Origin of the sequence: Lutibaculum baratangense AMV1 (assembly GCF_000496075.1) — a bacterium.
Taxonomy (GTDB): Bacteria; Pseudomonadota; Alphaproteobacteria; order Rhizobiales; family Tepidamorphaceae; genus Lutibaculum; species Lutibaculum baratangense.
The window spans coordinates 48880-70541 of record NZ_AWXZ01000018.1 but is presented as its reverse complement, the minus strand read 5'-3'; the positions used below and the strand labels follow the sequence as shown (position 1 = coordinate 70541).

Sequence of the window (21662 nt, the reverse complement as noted above, 5' to 3'; positions counted from 1 at the left end):
CATGTATTCTTCATAATATCGACGTCGAGTAACTACAGAAATCCACACTCCTGCAAGTGTACCTAATATCGCAACAATGGATGAGATGATCGGCAACCATTCGGCCAAAAACATTACTATAGAATCCGTCATGCTGCGAACTCAGATTGCTTTTTCGGAACCGCGCACGCAACGACAAAAAATCCAAGGATGAAAGATCCCGCGCTCAACAGAATTGTGGTCCGAAGCAGTGCTGCATGATTTATGTCCGCATTTGACGCGATCGTCGTGAAAAGCAGCAACGCATACAGAACGATGAATAGGACAGAGATCCCTATTAGAAGCGTCCGGTGTGCATCCGACATCCCAGAGCGACTAAGCTCGGCTATATTAGCGCTGTGAATGACAAGCCCAAACGCGACAAGATCAGATATTGCAATCGGCTCAACACCGGAGTTGAAGAGCGTCCAGACAAACGCCCGTGCTATCACCGGCAGCAACCCGAACAGGCAGGTGGTCACGAGCCAGCGGGCTAAGCGCTCTTTCACATCGCCATCCATCTGTCTACGTGTTCAATCATGGTCTGAGGATGATGTGCACGCAAGAACTGGAGGCACAACAGCATTTAACCCAATGAGTGGCCTTGCCACACCCCCACCCCTCCGCCACAACCTATCCCCCAAGCCGTCTCCCCCCGCCGCCCCGACCAGGACCCGCGCCCACCATGGTGAAATACCGCTTCGGCGCCGATCTCGCGCTGTCCGCGACGATGCCGCGGCTCGGGCTCCGTAGCCGCGAGACGCTGAAGGTCGGCGTGCTCGCGCCCTTCACGGGCGACGCGGCCTCGTGGGGCCTGCCGGGCTTGCATGCCTGCCTGATCTGGGCGGAATGGTGCAACAAGGCCGGCGGCGTCCGCATCGGCGGCCGCAGCCACGAGGTCGAGATCAAGGCCTTCGACGACCGCTACGACCCCTCGCGCGCGTTGCGCGGCATAAAGCATCTCGTGCAGGAGGAGGGCGTGCGCTTCGTCCTGATGCTCGGCGGCGACACGGTGCCGGCGATCGCGCGGTTCCTCACGGAGACGAAGACGCTCGCCGCCACGCTCCTGCCGTCCGACCTCTCGCCCGACATCCCCTATCTCATCGCGCCGTGCGAGGTGCACCCGATCTATCTCGTCACCGGCGTCGACTGGATCGCCCGCAACCGGCCGGAGATGAAGCGCGCGGCGATCTGCGCGCAGAAGGATGCGCTGGGCCTGCCCTCGGTCGCGACCTACCGCGCGGCCTTCGAGGTCGCGGGCATCGACGTCGTGAAGGAGATCCTGTTCCCCGGCAGCCTGCAGGACGTCGACTCCATGATCGACGTGCTCCTGGAGAACGAGCCCGACATTCTCTGCTGGGACACGGCCTACGAGCCCTTCGTCCACGCGCTGACGGAGGCTGCCCACCGTCGCGGCTTCAGGGGCCAGCTCCTGTCGTGCACCTGCGACGACTACCCCGCCCTCGTCGCCCGCACGGGCGCCGACTTCATGGAGGGCTTCCTCTTCCACTTCCCGGATTTCGACGACCCGGCCCTGCAGGATCCGGGCGTCGGCTTCGCGCGGCCGCGGGCCTTCTTCGACGAGTTCAACCTGCGCTATCCCGGCGAGTGGAGCGCGGTGCCGTGGGAGTATTTCTCGATCCTCGACATGTGGCGAAAGGCCGTCGAGCGGGCGCAGACGGTGGAGACGGCGACCGTGCTCGGCGCGCTGAAGACCGGCGGCATCGGTCGCAACGTGTTCGGCGAGGCGCGCTGGTGGGGCGACGAGCTCTTCGGCATCGACCACGCGCTCGTCGGCAACTGGCCGGTCGTGCGGATAGAGTGCGGCAAGGCGCGCATCGTCGAGTTCGGCTCGATCCTCGACTGGTGGGACCGGCACGGCGAGGCGCTGGTGCGGCACATGCGCATCTACGGCCAGATGTGGGACCAGCGCTACGACCGGCTGATGGCCGGCCAGGCGGCGCCAGTGCCTCAGAACCCGCCGACGAGCTCCTGATGGAAGTCGCCGAGCGAGAGCTTCACGTGCTCGACCGCAGCCTCCACGTCGCGGTTCTCGATCGCCTGGCAGATCGAGCGGGCGTGCAGCTGGTAGTCGCGGATGCGGCCCGGTGAGAGCTTCGCGCGGCGCCTGATCGACCATTCGGCCGTCCGGTTCACGTGCTGGATGAGCCGGCAGAAGGCGAGCAGCAGCGGATTGCGCGAGCCCTTCGCGAGATGCAGATAGAGCTCGTCGTCGAGCCGCGAGAACGCCTCCCCGTCCACCGACACGGTCTGCAGCCGCGCCTCGATCGCCTTCATCGCCTCGATGTCGCGGCCGGTCATGTTGAGGACGGCGAGCCGCGCGATCTCGGGCTCCACGATCGAGCGCACGACGGCGAGCTCGAGCGGGCTCGTGATCTGCGACAGTTCGGGCAGGTCGGCGAGCTCCGGCCCGGCGGCGGCGACGGCCTGCGGCGCGGGCTTGTAGCGCACGACGGAACCCGATCCCGCGCGCCGCGCGATCACGCCGTGGCGCTCGAGAAGCTGCAGCGCCTGGCGCACGGTGGCGCGGGAGACGTCGTGCTCGGCGGCGAGCGCGCGCTCGGCCGGCAGCTTCGTGCCCGGCACGTAGCTGCCGGCGATGATCTCCGCGAAGAGGAGGTCGGCGAGCCGCCGCGCGGCCGCCGTCATCGGCGCGCCCGCGTCCCCCTCGGACGTCCAGGGCGGAGCAACCTGCAAGTTCATCGCCTGACTACCTCGCGGGCCCGGCGGCCCGCCTCCATGAAGTGCCCGCTCTATCTAGTCGGATGACCCGGAATCGCAAGCGGCCGCGCCCCGAGGAGCGCGGCCGCCGCGACGGAACGGGATTGTCGTCCCGGGGTCAGGCGACCGCCGACCGCGCCGGCTCGGTCTGCAGATAGGCCTCGAGCGAATCGTCCATCGCCTCGACCCACGGCGTGTGATGGGCCGGCGACATCGTGCCGGTCATCAGCGAGGCGTAGGAATTGTTGCGGAAGCCCATGATGTCCTCGTGCTTGTGGTGCTCCCACTCCATGAAGGTGCGGTTCACCCCTTCCACGTCGAACTCCGGGTAGTCCGTCAGCCCGATCAGCTCCTTCACGTTGTCGCCCTGGAACCAGATCGCGTCCTCGTCGGTCTCGAGGCTCTCCTCGCGGGCCCGCCAGGCGGCGCTGTCGGCCTCCATCTCCTCGCGCGAGGGCAGCTCGATCCGGCCGAGCATCACGTCGCGGGCGAACCACGCCTGCGCGTCGAACATGTTGAACGTGTAGAACTGGTCCTGCATGCCGAGATAGAAGAGCTTCGGGTTCCTCTCCCACACCACGCCCTTGTAGAGGCCGAGCGGCCAGAGACGGTTCGCCGTGACGAGCCTGAGGTCGTCCGGCAGGAACGGGAAGTGGTGCTTGTAGCCCGTGCACAGGATGATCGCGTCGATCTCCTTCGTCGAGCCGTCGGCGAAGAAGGCGGTCTTGTTCTGCACCTTCTGGAGGAGCGGGCGCTCCTCGAAGTTCTCGGGCCAGTGGAAGCCCATCGGCCGCGAGCGATAGGTCGTCGTGACCGAGCGCGCGCCGTATTTCCAGCACTGCGAGCCGATGTCCTCGGCCGAGTAGGAGCGGCCGACGATCAGGATGTCCTTGTCCTTGAACTCCAGCGCGTCGCGGAAGTCGTGGGCGTGCAGGATGCGGCCGTTGAAATGCGAGAAGCCGGGGAAGGACGGCACGTTCGGCGTCGAGAAATGGCCCGAGGCGACGACGACGTAATCGAACTCCTCGTCCTGCATGTGGTCCTTCACGAGGTCGTGCGACCGCACCGTGAAGCGGCCCGTCTCCTCGGAGTAGCTGACGTCGCGCACCGGCGTGCGGAAGCGGATCCAGTCGCGCACGCCGGCCTTCTCGACGCGGCCCTTGATGTAGTCCCACAGCACCGCGCGCGGCGGGTAGGAGGCGATCGCCTTCCCGAAATGCTCCTCGAACGTGTAGTCGGCGAACTCCAGGCACTCCTTCGGTCCGTTCGACCAGAGATAGCGGTACATCGAGCCGTGCACCGGCTCGCCGTACTCGTCGAGGCCGGTGCGCCAGGTGTAGTTCCACAGGCCGCCCCAGTCGTCCTGCCTCTCGAAGCAGACGACTTCGGGAATGTCCGCACCCTTCGCCGCGGCCGACTGGAAGGCCCTCAGCTGCGCCAGGCCCGACGGTCCGGCCCCGATGACGGCCACTCGCTTCTTCATCATGAAATTCCCCATGCAGTTGGTCGCTGCTCCGACGGGAGAGGGCCGCTTTAGACCAATTCTCTCCACCTCGCACCAGAAGAAAGCGTAGCAACAGCCCGCCCTCTTCCCAAGAAGAAAATTTCGTTCTCTTGGCGATTTTGTGTCGAACATGCCGCAGGGGCTTGCTATCGTCCCTCGTCGGCACCACCCGCGGACCGGGCTCGCGGATTGGTTCTTCACCGGCTGGAATTGGTCCAGAAGACATAACAGGGGACGCCAATTCCGGCCGCCAGAGCGCTCTAGATGGAGGAGTCGTCGTGTTCAGGAACTTGCTCAACGGCAGAATCGACCGCCGCCGCTTTCTGCAGTCTTCGGCCACGCTGGCGGCAGGCGCGGCGGTGGGCTCGCACTTCTCGACGAAGGCCTCCGCACAGGGCGGGAAGGTCGTGAAGATCGGCTTCCTCGCGCCGCTCACCGGACCGGTCGCGGCATGGGGAAAGCCCGGCCTCGACGGCTGCTCGATCTGGGCGGAATGGGTCAATTCCGAGGGCGTCGAGATCGGCGGCGAGCGCTACACGATCGAGTTCGTGTCCTATGACGACGAGTACGACCCCACGAAGGCGCGCACCGGGGCGACGCAACTGATCCTCGAGGACGAGGTCAAGTTCATCATGATGCTCGGCGGCGACCCGTGGCCCGCCGTCCAGCCCGTGGCGGAGCGGACGGGCATGCTCGTATCGACCCTCCTGCCTTCCGACCTGTCGCCCGAGACGACGACCCTCATCGCGCCGGCAGAGGTCCACCCGATCTACAACGTGACCGGCGTCGAGTGGCTCGCGCAGAACAAGCCCGACCTCAAGACGGCCGTCATCTGCGCCCAGGACGACGCGCTCGGCCTCCCGTCGGTCGCAACCTATCTCGCGGCGTTCGAGGCGGCCGGGATCGAGGTGCTCGAGGCGCCGCAGCTCTTCGACCCCGCGACGACCGATTTCGCGCCCGTCGTCACGAAGCTCATCGCGAAGAACCCCCAGATCGTCTGCCTCGACACCTGCTACGCCGACTACGTGCACCCGATCTGCGAGCAGCTCTTCCAGCAGGGCTACAAGGGCCAGATCATCTCCTGCACGGCCGATTTCTACGACAAGATCATCGAGAAGACCTCCAAGGAGTTCATGGAGGGCTTCGTCTTCCAGTTCCCCGACTTCGACGACCCCGCCCTCAACGGCGAGAACATCAATTTCCGCCGGCCGAACGAGTTCTACGAAGAGTATTCGCGCCGCTTCCCCGGCGAGTGGGGTGCGGTGAGCTGGGAGTACGCATCCGTCATGGATCTCTGGCTCGACGCGGCGAAGAAGGCCGGCTCCGTCGAGCCGGAGGACGTGCTCGCCGCGATGAAGGAGGGCGGCGTCGGCAAGCACGCCTTCGGCGAGGCCGAATGGTGGGGCGAGGACCTCTTCGGCATCGACAACGCCCTCGTGGGCGAGTGGCCGGTCGTCGTCATCGAGGACGGCAAGGCCGTCATCAAGGGCTTCGGCAACATCCCCGCCTGGTACAACCAGCACCGCGACCTGCTGATCAAGAGCATGGAGGCCCTCGGGCAGATGTACTACCAGCGCGGCTGAGCCTCCTCTCCCGCGACCGCCAAACGAGCCGCCCGGCCGCCGTCGACGAATGGCGGGCCGGGCCACCAGGGCGAATGAAGAGGGCTCCTCTCCCGATGCTGGAACTTCTCGCGCAGACAGCGCTGAATGCGACATACGCCGCAAGCTACATCGCCCTCGTCGCGGTCGGGCTCGTCCTGATCTTCGGCGTCATGGGCGTCATCAACTTCGCCCATGGCGAGCTCTTCATGCTCGGCGCCTACGCGGTGGTGGCGCTGTATGCGGACCTGCAACTGAACTTCATGATGGCGGTGATGGTCGGTCTCGCCTTCGTGGGCTGCGTCGGCCTTCTCATGGAGCGCGCGCTGTTCCGGCCGTTGCGCGACAATCCGCTCGGCGGCCTCGTCGCCTCCATCGGCTTCCTCCTGATCCTGCAGGCGCTCGTCGTGATGGGGTTCGGCGTGCGCATGGAGCACATACCCCCGGTCACGCAGGAGGTGATCGCCTTCTCCGACCGGGTGCGCTTCCCCCTATCGCGGCTTTACGTGGTGGTCGCGGCGGTCGTCCTGCTGACGGCGCTCTGGCTGTTCCTGAAGCGAACGCGCTTCGGCTGGGCGCTGCGGGCGAGCGCCCAGGATCCGGAGGCGGCGGCCCTCCAGGGCATCTCGATCAACCAGACCGCGAGGATCGCGATGTTCATCGGCGCGGGGCTCGCGGGCGTCGCCGGCGCGCTGACGGCGCCGCTCGTCTCGGTGAACCCGCTGATGGGCCACTCGGTGATCGTCACCGCCTTCATCGTCATCATCGTCGGCGGCATCGGCTCGCTCGAGGGCGCGGTCGTCGCGGCGGTCGCCTACGCCTTCGTCCACACGATCGTGACGACCTTCTACGACGGCGTCATCGCCGACATCGTCGGCCTGTCGCTCATGCTGCTCGTGCTCATCGTGAAGCCGCACGGCCTGTTCGGGACCGCCGAACGTGCCTAGGGCAAGCGCATGGACCCTGGGCTGGCTTGCGCTGGCGGTCGCCCTCGTCCTTCTCCCGCAGGCGCTGAGCTTCTCGCAGCAGGAGATCCTCGTCTTCCTGACGATCAACGTCCTGCTCGTGTCGTCCTATAGGCTCCTGACGCTGACCGGCGAGTGGTCGCTCGGCCACGCGGTGATCATGGGGGTCGGCGCCTATGCCTCGGCCCTCGTCACGAAATGGACGGGCCTTTTCGTGCCCCTGTCGATGCTGGTCGGGGCGCTGACGGCGGCGGCCGTCGCCTGGGTCCTGAGCTTCCCCCTCTTCCGGATGAAGGGCTTCTACTTCCTCATCGGCTCCTTCGCGGCCGGCGAGATCATCCGGCTCCTGTGGAAGCGCTTCCAGGATCCGTTCGGCGGCGCGAAGGGCCTGAAGCGGATCGAGCCGATGCCGAACCTCGATCTCGGCTTTCACCACTTCGACTTCTTCCTGCCGACGAACTATTACTACTTCGCGCTCGTCGCCGTCGGGATCTGCCTCTGGCTGATGTGGCGGGTCGAGCGCTCGCCGATGGGCCTCGCCTTCCACGCCGTGCACTGGCAGGACAAGCTGGCGCAGGCCTCCGGGATCAACGTGCGCGGCTACCGCATGCTCGCCTTCGTCCTCGCCTCGGGCTTCGCCGGCCTCTCCGGCGCGCTGCTCGCCCACTATATCGGCACCATCAACCCGGGCAGTTTCGGGGTCGAGCAGATGGTCTTCATCCTCACCTGGGCGATCGTCGGCGGCACCTCGACCTTCTACGGCCCGATCCTCGGCGTCGTCGTGCTGACGATCCTCAACGAGATCGTGCTGCGGGGCATGGGCTTCGAGCAGGCCCGGCCGCTGATCTACGGCTTCATCCTCATCCTGTCGGTGCTGTTCCTTCCCAAGGGCCTCGAGAGCCTCGTGCAGGGGGCGATGGCGCGCTGGCGCGTCGCCGCTCCCCGCCCGGCGCCGGTCGAGCGGGAGAAGCAGGCATGAGCGCCCCCCTCATCTCGGTCGACGAGCTGACGATGCGCTTCGGCGGCCTGACGGCCGTCGACCATCTGAGCTTCGACGTCTCGGAAGGCACGATCCACGGCCTGATCGGCCCGAACGGCGCCGGCAAGACGACCACCTTCAACATGATCTCCGGCTTCTACCGCCCGACCGGCGGCCGGATCACCTTCGCGGGCGAGCCCATCTCCGGCCTGCCGATGCACGAGGTCGCACGGCGCGGCCTGGTGCGCACGTTCCAGCACTCGACGCTCTTCAACGAGCTCAGCGTCATCGACAACGTGCTCGTGGGGACGCACATGCTCTTTCCCCCGCGCCTCGTGGCGGCGATCCTCGGCCGCGACGGGGCGAGCCGGCGGGCCGCCCGGGAGCGGGCGGAGGAGGCGCTCTCCTTCTTCGGCCTCCACCACCTCGCCGACGAGCTTGCCGGCGAGCTGCCGCACGGCCACCAGCGGGCGCTCGGCATGGCGATCGCGACCGCGGCGCGGCCACGGGCCGTGCTCCTCGACGAGCCCTTCACCGGCATGAACGGCGAGGAGACCCGCCGCATGATGGAGCTGATGCGCAAGCTCAAGGCGTCGGGCGTCACGATCCTCATCGTCGAGCACGACATGCAGGCGATCATGGGCCTGTGCGACAGCATCACGGTGATGAGCTTCGGCCGCCTTCTGGCGGAGGGGACGCCGGCCGAGATCCGGCGGAACCCGAAGGTGATCGAGGCCTATCTCGGAGGCACGCCGCATGCTGCTTGAGGTGAAGGGCGCCTCCGTCGCCTACAACAAGGTCGTGGCGATGCGGCAGGTCTCGATGCAGGTGCCGGAGGGCGGCATCGTCACGATCATCGGCGCGAACGGCGCCGGCAAGACGAGCACGCTCCGCGCGATCTCCGGCCTCGTGCGCCTCTTCGCGGGCGAGATCCACTTCGGCGGGCGGCGCATCGACGGCCTGCCGCCCGAGAAGATCGTGGCGGCGGGCATCGCGCACGTGCCGGAGGGCCGCCGCGTCTTCCCGCAGATGACGGTCGAGGAGAACCTGCGCACCGGGGCCTTCCTGCGGCGCGACCGCCAGGAGATCGAGACGGACCTGGAGAAGGTCTTCGCACGGTTTCCCCGCCTGAAGGAGCGGCGCAGGCAGCTCGCCAGCACCATGTCGGGCGGCGAGCAGCAGATGCTGGCGATCGGCCGGGCGCTGATGGCGAAGCCGCGGCTCCTCCTGCTCGACGAGCCCTCGATGGGGCTCGCGCCGGTCATCGTCGAAGAGATCGCCCGCATCATCAAGGAGATCGCGGCCGGCGGCGTGCCGGTCATCCTGGTCGAGCAGAACGCCGAGCTCGCCTTGTCGCTCGCCGATTACGCCTATGTGCTGGAAACCGGAAACCTCGCCCTCGAGGGCCGGGCCAGCGAGTTGCACGAGAACGAACATGTCCGCCGCGCCTATCTCGGCATCTGACGCGGGAAGCGATCCCGAGCTGCGCGCGGCGCGGGCCGCCGGCTGGCGCGGCTGCGACCTCGCCTGGGAGCGGCTTCAGGAAGAGGCGGGCGCGGCCTGGCGGGAGGGGCGGCAGGACGCCGCCGTCCGGGCGTGGCGGCGCGCCTGGCGCATCGCCTTCTGGCGCCTCGCGCGCGACGACCCGCGCTTCGCCACGAGCCTCGCCAACGCCGCGCTGGCAGACCGGCTCGCCGGCCGGGAGGCGCGCGCCGCGCGCCGCTACGAGCGCGCCATGGCCCTATGGGAGAAGGTGCCGATATGGCTCGAGGGCGCGGAGATACGCCCCCGCGCCCGCAGCTCCATGTTCCACCTGCGGATGGAGGCGCGACACCGCGACACCTACAGGGCGAACGCGCTCGCCCGTCTCTCCCGCTTCGTCGAGGAGGCGCAGGAGGCGTCGCGCTGCGCCTGGGCGGGGGAGCCGTGCCCCCACCGGCTCATCACGCGCTGGCGGGGCGAGAAGCCCTCGGTGTTCGACGACACCCGCAAGCTCCTCGCCGCGGCGCTCCTCATCTGCGTGCCGGAAGGGCCTCACGCCGATGCGTAATTGCCCTTCACGCGCTCCTTCGTAGGATCGAAATGCGGGAACCGGACGACCTTCGCGGGGATGCGCTTCTGCTGGCCGTCGAGCTGACCGACCTCGAGCTCCGTGCCGATCGCGGCATGGGTGACGTCGAGCCTGGCGAGCGCGATGGCCTTGCCGAGGATGGGCGAGCGCACGGCCGAGGTGATCTCGCCGACCTGGGCGCGGCCGACCCGCACGCAGTCACCGTGCGACGGCACGAGGCCACCCTCGAGGTCGAGCCCGACGAGGGCGCGGACGGGGTGGGCCTTGCGCTCCTCGATCGCCGCGCGGCCGATGAAGTCGTCCTCCTTCGACTTGAGCGGCACGGTGAAGCCGATGCCCGCCTCGAACGGGTTCGTCTGGTCACAGAACTCGAGCCCCGCGAAGACGAGCCCCGCCTCGATGCGCAGGATGTTCAGCGCGTCGAGACCGAGCGGCTTCATGCCGTGCGGCTCCCCGGCCTTCCACACAGCGTCGAAGACGGCCTTCGCGTCGCGCGGGTGGCAGAAGATCTCGTAGCCGAGCTCGCCCGTGAAGCCGGTGCGGGACACGACGACGGAGATGCCGTCGAAGGCGCCGATGCGGGCGACCGTGAAGCGGAACCAGCCGAGCTCCTCGATCGAGGGTTGGGTCGGCGGCGTCCAGATGACCTCCTTCAGGATGTCGCGGCTCTTCGGCCCCTGGACGGCGATGTTGTGGAGCTGGTCGGTGGAGGACCGCACCCACGCCTCGAGCCCGAGCTTCTCCGCCTGTTCGCGCATCCAGATGCCGGAAAGGTCGCTGCCGCCGATCCAGCGGAAGTTGTTCTCGCCGAGCCGGAAGACGGTGCCGTCGTCGATCATGCCGCCATGCTCGTAGGTGACGGCGGTGTAGACGACCTGGCCGACGGAGAGCTTCTTCATGTCGCGCGTGACGCAGAGCTGCAGGAGCTTCTCGGCGTCCGGCCCCGTCACCTCGTACTTGCGCAAGGGGGAGAGGTCCATGACGGCCGCGGCGCGGCGGCAGGCCCAGTATTCCTCGATCGCGCCGAGCCCGGTGATCTGCCGGGGCAGCCAGTAGCCGTTATACTCGACGAAGTCGCGCGTGTGCCGGGCAAAGCTCCCCTGGAAGCCCGTCTCCTTCGTCATCTTGAGGTCGGCGTCGGCGGTCATGCGGAATCCCTTGGCTCTCTTGAAGCTCTCCTTCTCGTCGTAGACGCGGACCTGGATGTCGGTCGGGTTCCAGCCGTTCGCGGCGTCGATGTCGGAGGGGCAGGCGGTGGAGATGCAGACGAGATCGGTCAGCGCCCTGAGGAGCACGTAGTCGCCGGGCCGCGACCAGGGCTCGTCGGCGATCAGCGCGTTCTCGTGGTCGATGGCCGTGTTGTAGAAGAAGTTCGCCGCCGGCCAGCCGGCGCGCGGCGCGAGGCCGTAGGCCTCCATCTCCCTGTTGATGTTGTCCGTGCAGTTGACGTGGCCGGGATAGCCCATGTCCTCGTAGTAGCGGGCGTAGCAGGCGAGGCCGAACGTGTCGTGCCGGCCGACCGTGTCCTGCACCACCTCGACGAGGGGCTTCTGCTCCAGGGAGAAGTACTTCGAGTGCGTGCCGGGGCCGGGATAGGCGGCGCCCATCAGGCTGCGCGTCGTCGTCGGATCGATGTCGGAGATCCGGCCCTTCTCGAGCGCCCTCATGTCGAGCGCCTGGAAATCCGAGCACTCGCGGCCCTGCACGTCGAGGATCTGGATGAACTGCCCGGCCCTAACCTCGTAGGCCTTCGCGAAGCCCGGCAGGATGTTGAGGTCGGCGAGCGGATCGGCGAGCGGCGCGGTCGGCATCACCTTGCGCTTGCCGGCCGCGGGGTTCGCGCGACGCACGTAGAGGACAATCTCCGTCGGCGTCGCCTGCTCGTCGACGGCCATCGGGCCGCCAGGCGCCGCGACGATCAGGAGGCCGGCCGCGGAGGCGACGAAGCTCTCGCTGTCGCCCGGGCGCGAGGCGTCGCCGAAGACGCGGGCGCAGCGGGCGGTGCCCAAGTTCAGCCCCTCGCGCTCGAGCGTGCGCCTGAGGCTCGCGGCCGTTTCCTCGTCCGAGGAGAAGATCGCCTGCAGCCCGGTCGGCACACCGGCATCCGGCGCGCCGAACATGGCCGGCTCCGCCCGCCCGTCGGCCGTGAAGAGCACGATCTCGCAGACCTGCAGTCCCTCTCGGTCGACGACGGTGATCTCGTCGCCGGCCTCGATCCGCACCGTGCGCGAGCCGCCGCCCGGAACGGGATGGCGCTCCATGCCCGGCGGCAGGATCGGAATGCCCGGCGTCAGGATCGCGCCGAGGGCGGAGGGCCTTTCGAATTCGGGGCGCACATTCATCTCGCTCGTCCCTGTCGCATGCGCGGCGACCGCCGCTTTCCGAGGAGTGTGCGGCGCCCGAATCGGCGTTGTGAAGAAGAATTGTTTCGGCGTCAGGGCCAGGAAAGCTGATGGCAGACGACCGGCGCCACCTTCCCCCGCTCGACTACCTCGTGGCCTTCGAGGCGGCGGCGACCCGCGGCGGCTTCACGGCGGCGGCCGAGCACCTCAATCTCAGCCAGGCGGCAATCAGCCGAAAGGTCCGGCTTCTCGAGGATCATCTCGGGCGTCCGCTCTTCCTGCGCGGGCACCGCTTCGTCACGCTCACCCGCGAGGGTCGGACCCTGCTCGAGAGCGTCGCGCCCGCCCTCGACGCGATCGCCCAGGCGACCGGGCGGATCCGAGCCGCCGAGGACGGGCGAAGCGTGGCGATCGCCGCGACGAACTCGGTCGCCGCGTTGTGGCTCATGCCGCGCATCCAGGATTTCCGGCGGCTCCACCCCGAGATCGAGATCCGCCTCGTCTCCTCGGACGACGACGAGGAATGCCTGTCGCCCGACATCGACCTCTGCATACTCCGCGGCGAGGGCGCCTGGCCCGGCCACGAGGGCGCGATGCTGCTCGACGAGGAGATTTTCCCCGTCGCCTCCCCGGCCTATCTCGCCGGCGCCCCGGCCCTGGCGGCACCGTCGGATCTCCCGGCGCACACGCTGATCGAGGTCGCGAGCCACCACGACGAGTGGCTCCGGTGGCGCGGCTGGCTGGAGCGCAGCGGCGTCCCGGCGACACCGCCCGCGCGCACCCTCACCGTGAACACCTATCCGCTCGCCGTCCAGGCGGCGGCGGACGGGCTCGGCGTCGCGCTCGGCTGGCGTCACCTCGTCGACCGGGAGCTCGAGCGGGGCGTCCTCGTACGCCCGCTCCGGCACAGCGTCGCCACGACCTCCGGCTATTATCTGCTGGCGCGCGCCGGACGGCCACTCCCGGAGGCCGCCGCCACCTTGCGAAGCTGGCTCAGTGAATCGCGATGAGCACGCGGTTGCGACTGCGAGGAACATATTTATACTCGCAAGAAACAAGGGCGCCCGTCGACGGCGCGGCCCCCAGGGGGATCAACGGCGCCGGCCGACCGGCCCGCGCCACGGACGAATGGGGAAAATCGGCCCGGCGGCAGAGTTCGCGAGGGCCTTCGCATCGGATGAAGGAGGAGTTCTCCGAATGCTTGTAGAGGGGATCAAGTCCCGGCCTGTCTATGGGGTCCTGGCGCCGCAGCCGGGCCTTTCTCACATCATCGTCGCCGAAGGCGAAGGCGCCGAGGCGGTGCTGCGCATGGCCGAGGCCGCGCCGGCCGGTTTCTTCGCCAAGTCGCACCTGATCTTCGTGCCGAGGGGAGGCGACCGACCCGACCGCGCGGACGGCCTTCGCGCGCTCGGTGCCGCCGATTTCCAGTCGGTCGGCTCGCCGGCCGACGCGGCCGCGGCCGTGGCGACGCTCCTGCGCGACGCGAAGATGGGGACGCAGGTTTACGTCACCGGCACGGAGGGGCTGATCGGCCTCGTCGTGCAGGCGGCAGAGACGGCCGGCATCGACCATGCCTCGATCCACACCGAGCACCGCGGCTCGATGGCGCGGCGCGTGCAGTGCGTGCACTGCAAGGGCATCACGGAAAACGTCACCACCCAGCCCGTGAAGTGCTCGCATTGCGGGCTGACGCTCCTCGTGCGCGACCACTACTCGCGCCGGATCGGGGCGTTTCAGGGTGTCTGCATCGACGCTGAGGAACCGGGCACGGCGCCTCGGCCGGAGGAGCTGTTCAAGTGAATCGTGGCGAAGGCAAGCTGAGCGTGGTCGTCGACCGGGTCGACACGATCACGCCCATGATCAAGCGTTTCTCCTTCCGGGCGCGGGACGGCGGCGAACTGCCGCGCTTCTCCGGCGGCGCCCACGTGATCGTCGAGATGCCCGACGGCGAGATCCTGCGCCGCAACCCCTACTCGCTGATGAGCGATCCCGCCGATCCGAGCCGCTACGCGATCAGCGTCAGGCGGGACGAGGCCGGGCGCGGCGGCTCGCGCTTCATGCACGAGAAGGTGCGGGAGGGCATGGAGCTGACGATCTCGATGCCGGTGAACATGTTCCCCTCCGACCGGCGGGCGCGCAAGCACCTCCTGCTGGCGGGCGGCATCGGGATCACGCCCTTCGTTCCCCACATACTGGAGCTCGCCGCGGCCGGAGCCGCGTTCGAGCTGCACTACAACGTCCGGACGCGCGAGCAGGGCGCCTATGCAGAGGATCTCGCCCGGCGCTTCGGCGACCGCGTGCACGTCTACGAGACGGATCTCGGCGAAGGCTTCGACCTCGACGCGATCCTGTCCGACCAGCCGCTCGGCACGCATCTCTATGTCTGCGGCCCGAAGGGCATGATCACCGACGTCATCGGGCGCGCCTCCGAGTTCGGCTGGCCCGGACAGAACGTCCACTACGAGGAGTTTCTCGCGCCGCAGCCCGGCAAGCCCTACCAGGTCGAGCTGGCGCGCTCCGGCATCACGGTCGAGGTCGCCTCGCATCAGAGCCTGCTCGAAGCCATCGAGGCGGCCGGCGTCGACGCACCCTATCTCTGCCGCGGCGGCGCCTGCGGCCAGTGCGAGACGGCCGTCGTCTCCTGCGACGGCCAGATCCTGCACAACGACCACTACCTCACCGACGAGGAGAAGGCGTCGGGAGAGAAGATCATGGTGTGCGTCTCGCGCTTCGAGGGTCGCCGCCTCGTGATCGACCGCTAAGGAAGGACCCTGGCCATGACGATCGTCTTCAACGAAGAGACCTTCCGGGACGACTTCACGTTCCGCAACAGCCCCGTCGCGATCAAGCGCTTCCCGTTCCCGTTCCACGAGGACCGGTACATGTACTCGGTGAATATCGAGCCGCATGTGAAGACGGCGCCGGGATCGGTCTACGAGCACGCCTTCGACGTCGACGAGCACTACGTCGCGGAAATGCGCGACCGCGAGCTCGTGCTCGCGGAGGATCCGCTGCGCTGCCAGTCGCTGCCGCACATGGAGCTCGCCGGCTGGGACCTCCTCGAGCTCATCATGACCTCGAAGGCCGAGGACTATCCCGACCTCTTCGAGCTCTATCGCGACGGTGACAGCTGGCGGTGGATCAACCGTCCTCTCGGCATCGACGACAGCTTCACCTTCGGAGACGCCTCCACCCTGCCCTACGGGCCGATGGAGTACATCACGCGGCAGACGCAGGGCGACTTCGCGCTCCTCGACCAGCGCGACGGCAATCTCTGGATGGACGCCGGCATCGTGACGACCCAGGCCGACTGGTCGCTCGACTTCGACATCGGCATGAACTTCTTCGAGTGGCACGGGCCCGTGCCGCTCGCGCACGACATGCGGGTGTTCGAGCGGGCGCTGAAGTTCCTCCTGAACCTGCAGCACGGCAAGCCGGCGCGGCGCCTCAACTGGACGATGACGATCAACCCGCGGCTCGACACGAGCCCGGAGAACTACCACAAATGGGGGACGGACCGTGCGACGGTGACGCCCGAGAACGTGGGCAACCTCGTGCATCTTCGCGTCGAGCTCCAGACGTTCTGGCGCCTGCCGCGCTCGAACGCGATCGTCTTCCCGATCCGCTGCTACCTCATCAAGATGGACGAGCTCGTCACGGTGCCGAAATGGGCCAAGCGCCTGCACCGGGTGCTGAAGACACTGCCGCCCGAGCTCATCGACTACAAGGGGCTGAGCCGCTACCACGGCATGACCGTCGAGTGGCTCTCCCGATATGACGACGGCTCGCCAACCTCGCCGGGGTTCTTCCCCGACGACTGGCAGGACTTCCAGCGATAGGAACGGGCCGACTGATCGACATCACCCGGAGGGGGCCGGACGCCGCCCCCTTCCTTCACGCGGGGGCGGCAGCGCGCCGGGCATGAACTCGATCCTCTTCGGAACGGCCGCCGCCCTCTCCTGGGGCCTGCACGACCTCCTGATCCGCTTCATCGGCCGCGGCCTCGGCAGCGTCACGGCCCTCATGAGCGTGCTCGCCATCGGCGCGGTCGGCCTCGGCGCCGCCGTGCTCCTGCTCGGCATCCCGCTCAGCATCGAGCCCGGCCGGCTCTGGCTGCCGGCGCTCAGCGGCCTCGCCTATGCCGTCGCCTGCCTCGGCCTCTACCGGGCGATCGCCATAGGTCCCTTCGCGCTCGTCGCGCCGATCATCGCCTCCTATCCCGTGCTGTCCGTCGCATGGGCCATCGCCGCCGGCACGAAGCCGGCGATCCTCGACCTCGTCGCCACGGCGGCGATCGTGGGCGGCGTCGCCATCGTCGCCCGCTACGGCCGGAGCGAGGACACCGCCGCGGACGGGCCGCGCCCCGGCACCACCGGCCAGGCGATCGTCGCCGCGCTCTGCTCGAGCGCGGGCTTCGCCGTCGCCTTCGCCGCCGGCCAGGCCGCGACCGACAGCCAGCACGAGATCGCGGTGACCGCCATCGCGCGTGTCGTCGCGGTGCTCGCCGTGCTGCCGCTCTTCGCGGCCCAGCCGCGACACGAGCGCTATCCCACGGGCGGCCGGCGATACCTGCCCCTCATCGCGCTGATCGCGACGCTCGATGTCGCGGCCATCGCCTTCGTCGTGACGGCTGGCAGCCTGCCCTCTCCGGAGATGGCGGCTGTCGTCGCCTCGGGATTCGGCGTCGTCACGATCCTGCTCGCCAGGCTGTTCCTGAAGGAGCCGATCAATCTGGTGCAGGGCGTCGGGATCGCGATGGTCTTCGGCAGCGTCATGATGCTCGCGGCGCGCTACTGAGCCACCGGTCTCAGGGTCTGCCCGTCCGCCGCCTCGAACACGGCCGCCTCGCGGGCGAGCGCACCCTCCACGCCTTCGAAGCTCGCCCAGTCGCGGCGGAAGTCGCCGAGCGCCACCAGGCGGCCGCCCGCGAAGAAGCCGAAGAGCGTCAGCCCCCCCGCCCGAGCGAGCGAGGCGCGCTCGTCCTTCCCCCAGTGCCCGCCGAAGGGGCATGCCAAGGGCGCGATCTCGGTTTCCGCCACGCCTTCGGCGATCCGCACCTCGTCCCAGACGAACGGCGCGGCCGCCTCGAGCGGGCGCGTGTGGCCGTCGAGAGTCGAGCGGGCCCAGTCCCGCAGGGCCGCCGAGAGCTCTCCCCGCTCGCGGCAGACCTCGTACCGGCTCCAGCCGTACCAGATCGCCACCAGCGCCGTCACGACGAGACACGCCGCGATGACCGGCTTCTGCGGCACCGAGGCGAGGGCACTTCTGTAACTCATGGAAACGGCCTTCTCACGCGACGCGGCCGGCGGGCAGGGCCCGCCGGCCAGGTCGATTCTCGCACGCCCGTACCCGGGTCAGTAGGCGTTGATGGCCGCGCGCGTGGCCTCGCCCGAGGCGTCCGCGTCCATCTCGTGCTGCAGCTCCACCTTCTCGTTGCGCAGCTGCGCCCAGTGAAACCAGATCCAGAACGCGAGGCCCGCGATGTAGAGCGGCACCTCGGTTCCCTGGAAGGGGTAGATCGCGCCGATCTCGGCGAGGTCCACGGCCCAGCTCGTCAGTCCGTTGGTCGACATCGAAGTCCTCTCCTGTGAGACGTGAACAGACGGTTCAGCGCACCATCAAACCTTCGGCCTGCCGGACCTCCTCGACCGCGGCGAGGTAGGCCTGGTTGGCCTCGAAATCGAGCCCCTCGAGCTCGACCTTCCGCGGGATGCGCAGAATGCCGAACGAGTTGAGGACCGTGGAGATGATCCAGGCCGGCAGGAAGCCGAGAACGCCGAACATGATGACCGCGCCCAGGAAGTTGCCGACGGGGTTGATCACGGCGTAGCCGGCATAGGGCGAGGAGGGCTGGCCCCAGAGCATGAAGCCCGCGATGACGACGCCGAGGAACCCGGCATAGCCGTGCACCGCGACGGCACCGACCGCGTCGTCGATCTTGAAGGTGCGCTCGACGAAGTAGTGCAGCTTGTAGGCGGCGAACGCGCCGATCGCGCCGATGAACATCGCCTGGATCGGATGGTAGAGGTCGTTGCCCGCCGACGCCGCGATGATGCCGGCGAGCCCCGCCGAGTATGTCCAGAAGGCGTCGCCCTTCGAGACGACGTAGCCCATCAGCAGGCCGCCCGAGAGCGACATCAGGAAGTTGAAGGTGATCGCCGAGAGCGTCGTCGGCGCGAGATAGATGTTCGTCGCCGTCCAGGTCTCGCCGGTGATCACGCCGTCGATGCCCTCGGGCGAGATGATCGGGATGTTGCAGGCGGCATAGAAGCCCCAGAAGCCCGTGTAGATCAGGAACAGGCCGAGCGTCGCGAGCCAGGGGTTGTGCGGCGGGATGTCTCGCGCCGTCCCGTCCGGCCGGAACTTGCCGATCCGTGGCCCCAGCACCACGAGCACGCCGAGGGCGAAGCCGCCGGCGATCGCGTGGATGACGCCCGAGGCGTAGGCGTCGTGATAGCCGAGCACCTTCACCATCCAGCCGCCGTAGTGCCAGCCCCAGGCCGCGTCGATGATCCAGGTGCAGGAGCCGATCACCACCGCGAGGATCCAGAACGCGCCCGACCGTATCCGCTCGATCACGGAGCCCGATACGATCGAGGCCGCGGTCCAGGAGAACAGGAGGAAGGCGGCCCAGAACACGCCGTTGATGTGGTCCTGAAGGTTCGTGCCCATTGCCGGATCGAAGGCACGGGCGCCGCTCGCCGCCTCGAACTCGATCCCGCCCGTGATGAAGGGGCCGTTCGGGAAGGCGAAATAGATCCACCAGCCGAAGAAGAAGAAGGTGATGGTCACCAGCGGGATGCACATCGTGTTCTTCATCAGCGTGTGCAGGTGGTTGCGCCGGCGACTCGCTGCGACCTCGTAGAGGCAGAACCCGACGTGAATCAGGAACATGAAGACCACGGTCACCCAGTAGTAGAACTCGGTGAACAACGTGGTCAGGGCGTCGAGATTGTTTCCCAATGGATCCCCCTGGTGCATCGGCCCGGCCGCGGGAGGCTGCCTCCTCCATCATGGCCGGTGGTCTGATCTCGTCTTCGGGGGAGATGGGACGTCGACGGAACAACGGGCGGCCTCGAGCCTGTCCAGCTGCCGTCCCGCGGTCGGGTGATGCGGCCTTCAACCGCATGACCGAGGCGCCGTTCCCCCCTCGAACTTTTTTTCTTGTTAGGCATCATCCGACAGGCCCTTTTGATATTGCAAGCGCAACTTGATCAAGCGCTTAAGCTTTCGGCTGCCTAGTTCTTGGGCGGACAGCCTCGTGCGCCGCCGCGGGTCCTCCGGCCGCCGTAGCGTCACGCGCAACTCTGACGCGAGAGGCCGCCGCGCCTCGGCAGTCGCGGCGGCCCCGTCATGATCGGCGGCGGGCGACCCGCCGCTGGTGTCTCACCCGTGCGGGTGGGTCTTGTGCCACTTCGCGAAGTCACGGGCTTCGTGGCGCGTGCCGTACCAGATCGAGCCGGCCACGAGGACGACGGCGACGAGCAGCCAGAAACCCGTGCCGAGGCCGCTGCCGGCAAAGGTGAAATAGGCTTCGGCGCCGTCCCAGGAGGTGAGCGGGGAAGAGTTCATGATGGTCTCCTGCTTGCGTTGATGCTCGGCTCACTGGGCCGGGACGGGTTTCGCGGCCGCCATCCCGCCGTCCTCATCCGAAGCGGACGGAGCCATCCGGACGAGCCCCTCGGGATAGGCCTCGACCGGCACCTCGACCGCGTCGAGCCCCATGATCTCCACGTCCCTCGGCACGCGCAGGACGCCTGCGGCCTTCATCACCGCCGAGATCGCATAGCCGGGGATGAAGCCCAGCGCGCCGAGGACGACCAGGCCGACCACCTGCCCCGTCAGCGAGACAGCCGGCATCCCGTCCACATTGGGGTAGCCCGAGGCGAAGAGGCCCATGGCGAGCACGCCCCACGCGCCGCCGAAGCCGTGCACCGCCACCGCGCCGACCGCGTCGTCGATGCCCCGCTTCTCGAGGAAGAGCGCCACCATCGGCGCCATCACCCCGCCGGCCATGCCGATCGCGAAGGCCAGCGGCGGGTACCAGACGTCGAGGCCGGAGGCGGCCGAGATGATGCCCACGAGGCCGCAGGACATCATCCAGAACGGATCGCGCGTCTTCACCCAGCCGCCGATGATGCCGCCGGTGAAGCCCATCAGCGTGTTGAAGGCGAAGGCGGAGAGCGTCGCCGGCTGGCCGTAGATGTTCGTCCACTGCGCGCCGCCATTGTAGATGATGCAGCCGCCGAGGAACCCGAAGAAGCCGACGATGATCAGCATCAGCCCGACCACCGTCAGCGGCACGGAGTGGGCCTTCAGGGCGTTGATCGACCCGTCGGCGTTGTACTTGCCGTGGCGGGGGCCGAGATTGAGGAGGATGCCGAGCGTGAAGGCGCCGGCGATCAGGTGCACGCAGCCGGCCGCGCCGACATCGTGGAAGCCGAACTGGACGGTCAGCCAGCCGTCGGGATGCCAGCCCCAGGCGGCGCCGAGGATCCAGACGGCGGAGCCCAGCACGATCGCGAGAACGAGGAAGGCCGTGAGCCTGATCCGCTCGATCACCGCGCCCGACGCGATCGAGGCGGTCGTGGCGGCGAAGAGCGCGAAGGCCGCCCAGAAGATGCCCGTGGCGTTGTCGGTCAGGTTCGGCCCCATCGCCGCGGACCACGGCAGCGCGACCTCCGAGCCCTCCGCGATCGTGAAGCCCGACGGGAAGGCATTGTAGATCCACCAGCCGAAGAAGAAGAAGGTCGGCACCACGAAGGCGAAGGCGAGCAGGTTCTTCGTGCCGGCCGCCAGCACGTTCTTCGCGCGCGAGGCCCCCATCTCATAGGCGAGGAAGCCGGCGTGGATGGTGATCATCAGCGCCGTGCACCACCAGTAGAAGATCTCCATGTTGATGGTGTTCGACATTCCGGCACCCGCTTCGAGCGCGGCCACCTTCTCCCCCAGTTCCAAAAGCTGCTGTTCCATGCAGGTCTCCTTCGTTCCCCGTTCGGCCGCTGTCGCAGACGGGCAGCCGTTTCCTCTCAAGCTTCGTTGATGCCTGAGAAGAAACCACGAGGACTATGCGAGATGCATGCCAGCGCCGGCACCGGGCGAGACGCCGGGTGTGCCGGGTGGGGAAAGCTCAGGCAATTCAAGGGAGGAGGCCCGCTTTACCCCGTCACGGAGTCCGGCCGGCGGGGCCTTCGCGGCCGGTCCGGACGCGGACATCGTGCCGGTGGGCCCGCCGCTCATGATGCCGGACGCTTTATTTTGTGCAGACCTGCACAACAAGTGCTCGTTTCGCACGGTATAGGCGGCAGGACATCCCGCCTGCCGAAAGGATCGACAAGAACAGGAACGGCTTCCACCTGCGGTGCGCTCTCGAAGCTTCCGTAGAGGAATCTAGACCGACGCACGGAAGCGGCGGCGCCCATCCGGCGGCTCTCCAGTGG

Annotated in this window: 21 protein-coding genes; 12 read left to right on the top strand and 9 right to left on the bottom strand. The window is 68.0% G+C overall.

Going from position 1 to position 21662, the window contains the following annotated elements; all coding sequences use genetic code 11:
• Positions 1–128: 128 nt before the first annotated feature.
• Entirely contained in the window at positions 129–539 is a 411-nt protein-coding gene (locus tag N177_RS21340) for a hypothetical protein (protein ID WP_152527864.1), read from the bottom strand.
• A gap of 164 nt (positions 540–703) precedes the next feature.
• Between N177_RS21340 and N177_RS07395 the strand changes: the two genes are divergently transcribed.
• Positions 704–2014: an ABC transporter substrate-binding protein gene (locus N177_RS07395; protein WP_023431663.1), complete on the top strand. Its 1311-nt coding sequence runs from the start codon at positions 704–706 to the stop codon at positions 2012–2014.
• On the opposite strand, the gene N177_RS07390 is transcribed toward N177_RS07395, so the two are convergent.
• Together N177_RS07390 and N177_RS07385 are read right to left on the bottom strand one after the other, a co-directional pair.
• Positions 1990–2742 carry a FadR/GntR family transcriptional regulator gene (locus N177_RS07390; protein ID WP_040485344.1) on the bottom strand — a complete coding sequence of 251 codons (753 nt, stop codon included), beginning with the start codon at positions 2740–2742 and terminating at the stop codon, positions 1990–1992. The two genes, N177_RS07395 and N177_RS07390, sit on opposite strands and share 25 nt — an antisense overlap.
• A 136-nt stretch (positions 2743–2878) precedes the next feature.
• Positions 2879–4243, bottom strand: a complete 1365-nt coding sequence (locus N177_RS07385) for an NAD(P)-binding domain-containing protein (protein ID WP_040485367.1) — start codon at positions 4241–4243, stop codon at positions 2879–2881.
• Between the two features lie 299 nt (positions 4244–4542).
• Here N177_RS07385 and N177_RS07380 point away from each other — a divergent pair, with 299 nt between their 5' ends.
• From N177_RS07380 to N177_RS07355, 6 genes are all read left to right on the top strand, one after another.
• Positions 4543–5847, top strand: a complete 1305-nt coding sequence (locus N177_RS07380; protein ID WP_023431660.1) for an ABC transporter substrate-binding protein — start codon at positions 4543–4545, stop codon at positions 5845–5847.
• A gap of 95 nt (positions 5848–5942) precedes the next feature.
• Positions 5943–6812 (top strand): branched-chain amino acid ABC transporter permease, encoded by an 870-nt coding sequence (locus tag N177_RS07375; protein ID WP_023431659.1) that lies wholly within the window; start codon positions 5943–5945, stop codon positions 6810–6812.
• Positions 6805–7809, top strand: coding sequence for a branched-chain amino acid ABC transporter permease (locus N177_RS07370; RefSeq protein WP_023431658.1), 1005 nt, complete (start codon positions 6805–6807; stop codon positions 7807–7809). Before N177_RS07375 ends, N177_RS07370 begins: the two co-directional genes overlap by 8 nt.
• Positions 7806–8576 (top strand): ABC transporter ATP-binding protein, encoded by a 771-nt coding sequence (locus tag N177_RS07365; RefSeq protein ID WP_023431657.1) that lies wholly within the window; start codon positions 7806–7808, stop codon positions 8574–8576. The genes N177_RS07370 and N177_RS07365 overlap by 4 nt, the downstream gene beginning before the upstream one ends.
• Positions 8569–9273: an ABC transporter ATP-binding protein gene (locus tag N177_RS07360; RefSeq protein ID WP_341872330.1), complete on the top strand. Its 705-nt coding sequence runs from the start codon at positions 8569–8571 to the stop codon at positions 9271–9273. Before N177_RS07365 ends, N177_RS07360 begins: the two co-directional genes overlap by 8 nt.
• Complete coding sequence (locus N177_RS07355; RefSeq protein ID WP_023431655.1) at positions 9245–9859, top strand: hypothetical protein; 615 nt, start codon at positions 9245–9247, stop codon at positions 9857–9859. Before N177_RS07360 ends, N177_RS07355 begins: the two co-directional genes overlap by 29 nt.
• On the opposite strand, the gene N177_RS07350 is transcribed toward N177_RS07355, so the two are convergent.
• Complete coding sequence (locus N177_RS07350) at positions 9844–12222, bottom strand: trimethylamine N-oxide demethylase (protein ID WP_040485343.1); 2379 nt, start codon at positions 12220–12222, stop codon at positions 9844–9846. The genes N177_RS07355 and N177_RS07350 overlap by 16 nt on opposite strands.
• A 110-nt stretch (positions 12223–12332) precedes the next feature.
• On the opposite strand from N177_RS07350, the gene N177_RS07345 reads away from it, so the two are divergent.
• The 5 genes from N177_RS07345 (at position 12333) to N177_RS07325 (ending at position 17019) form a co-directional block, all read left to right on the top strand.
• Positions 12333–13232, top strand: a complete 900-nt coding sequence (locus tag N177_RS07345; protein WP_023431653.1) for a LysR substrate-binding domain-containing protein — start codon at positions 12333–12335, stop codon at positions 13230–13232.
• Positions 13233–13419: 187 nt separating this feature from the next.
• On the top strand, positions 13420–14022 hold the full coding sequence (locus N177_RS07340) for a dimethylamine monooxygenase subunit DmmA family protein (protein ID WP_023431652.1): 603 nt from the start codon (positions 13420–13422) through the stop codon (positions 14020–14022).
• 56 nt (positions 14023–14078) lie between these two features.
• Positions 14079–14984, top strand: coding sequence for a PDR/VanB family oxidoreductase (locus N177_RS07335; protein WP_081718432.1), 906 nt, complete (start codon positions 14079–14081; stop codon positions 14982–14984).
• Positions 14985–14999: 15 nt separating this feature from the next.
• Positions 15000–16061 (top strand): heme-dependent oxidative N-demethylase family protein, encoded by a 1062-nt coding sequence (locus N177_RS07330; RefSeq protein ID WP_023431650.1) that lies wholly within the window; start codon positions 15000–15002, stop codon positions 16059–16061.
• Between the two features lie 82 nt (positions 16062–16143).
• The gene (locus tag N177_RS07325; protein WP_023431649.1) at positions 16144–17019 is read left to right on the top strand and encodes a DMT family transporter; all 876 of its coding nucleotides are present in this window, start codon (positions 16144–16146) and stop codon (positions 17017–17019) included.
• On the opposite strand, the gene N177_RS07320 is transcribed toward N177_RS07325, so the two are convergent.
• From N177_RS07320 to N177_RS07300, 5 genes are all read right to left on the bottom strand, one after another.
• The gene (locus N177_RS07320; protein WP_023431648.1) at positions 17013–17498 is read right to left on the bottom strand and encodes a hypothetical protein; all 486 of its coding nucleotides are present in this window, start codon (positions 17496–17498) and stop codon (positions 17013–17015) included. The genes N177_RS07325 and N177_RS07320 overlap by 7 nt on opposite strands.
• A 78-nt stretch (positions 17499–17576) precedes the next feature.
• On the bottom strand, positions 17577–17795 hold the full coding sequence (locus N177_RS07315; protein ID WP_023431647.1) for a hypothetical protein: 219 nt from the start codon (positions 17793–17795) through the stop codon (positions 17577–17579).
• A gap of 34 nt (positions 17796–17829) precedes the next feature.
• Positions 17830–19185 carry an ammonium transporter gene (locus N177_RS07310; RefSeq protein ID WP_023431646.1) on the bottom strand — a complete coding sequence of 452 codons (1356 nt, stop codon included), beginning with the start codon at positions 19183–19185 and terminating at the stop codon, positions 17830–17832.
• 423 nt (positions 19186–19608) lie between these two features.
• Entirely contained in the window at positions 19609–19794 is a 186-nt protein-coding gene (locus N177_RS07305) for a hypothetical protein (protein WP_023431645.1), read from the bottom strand.
• Between the two features lie 30 nt (positions 19795–19824).
• Entirely contained in the window at positions 19825–21195 is a 1371-nt protein-coding gene (locus N177_RS07300; RefSeq protein WP_023431644.1) for an ammonium transporter, read from the bottom strand.
• Between the last annotated feature and the right edge of the window lie 467 nt (positions 21196–21662).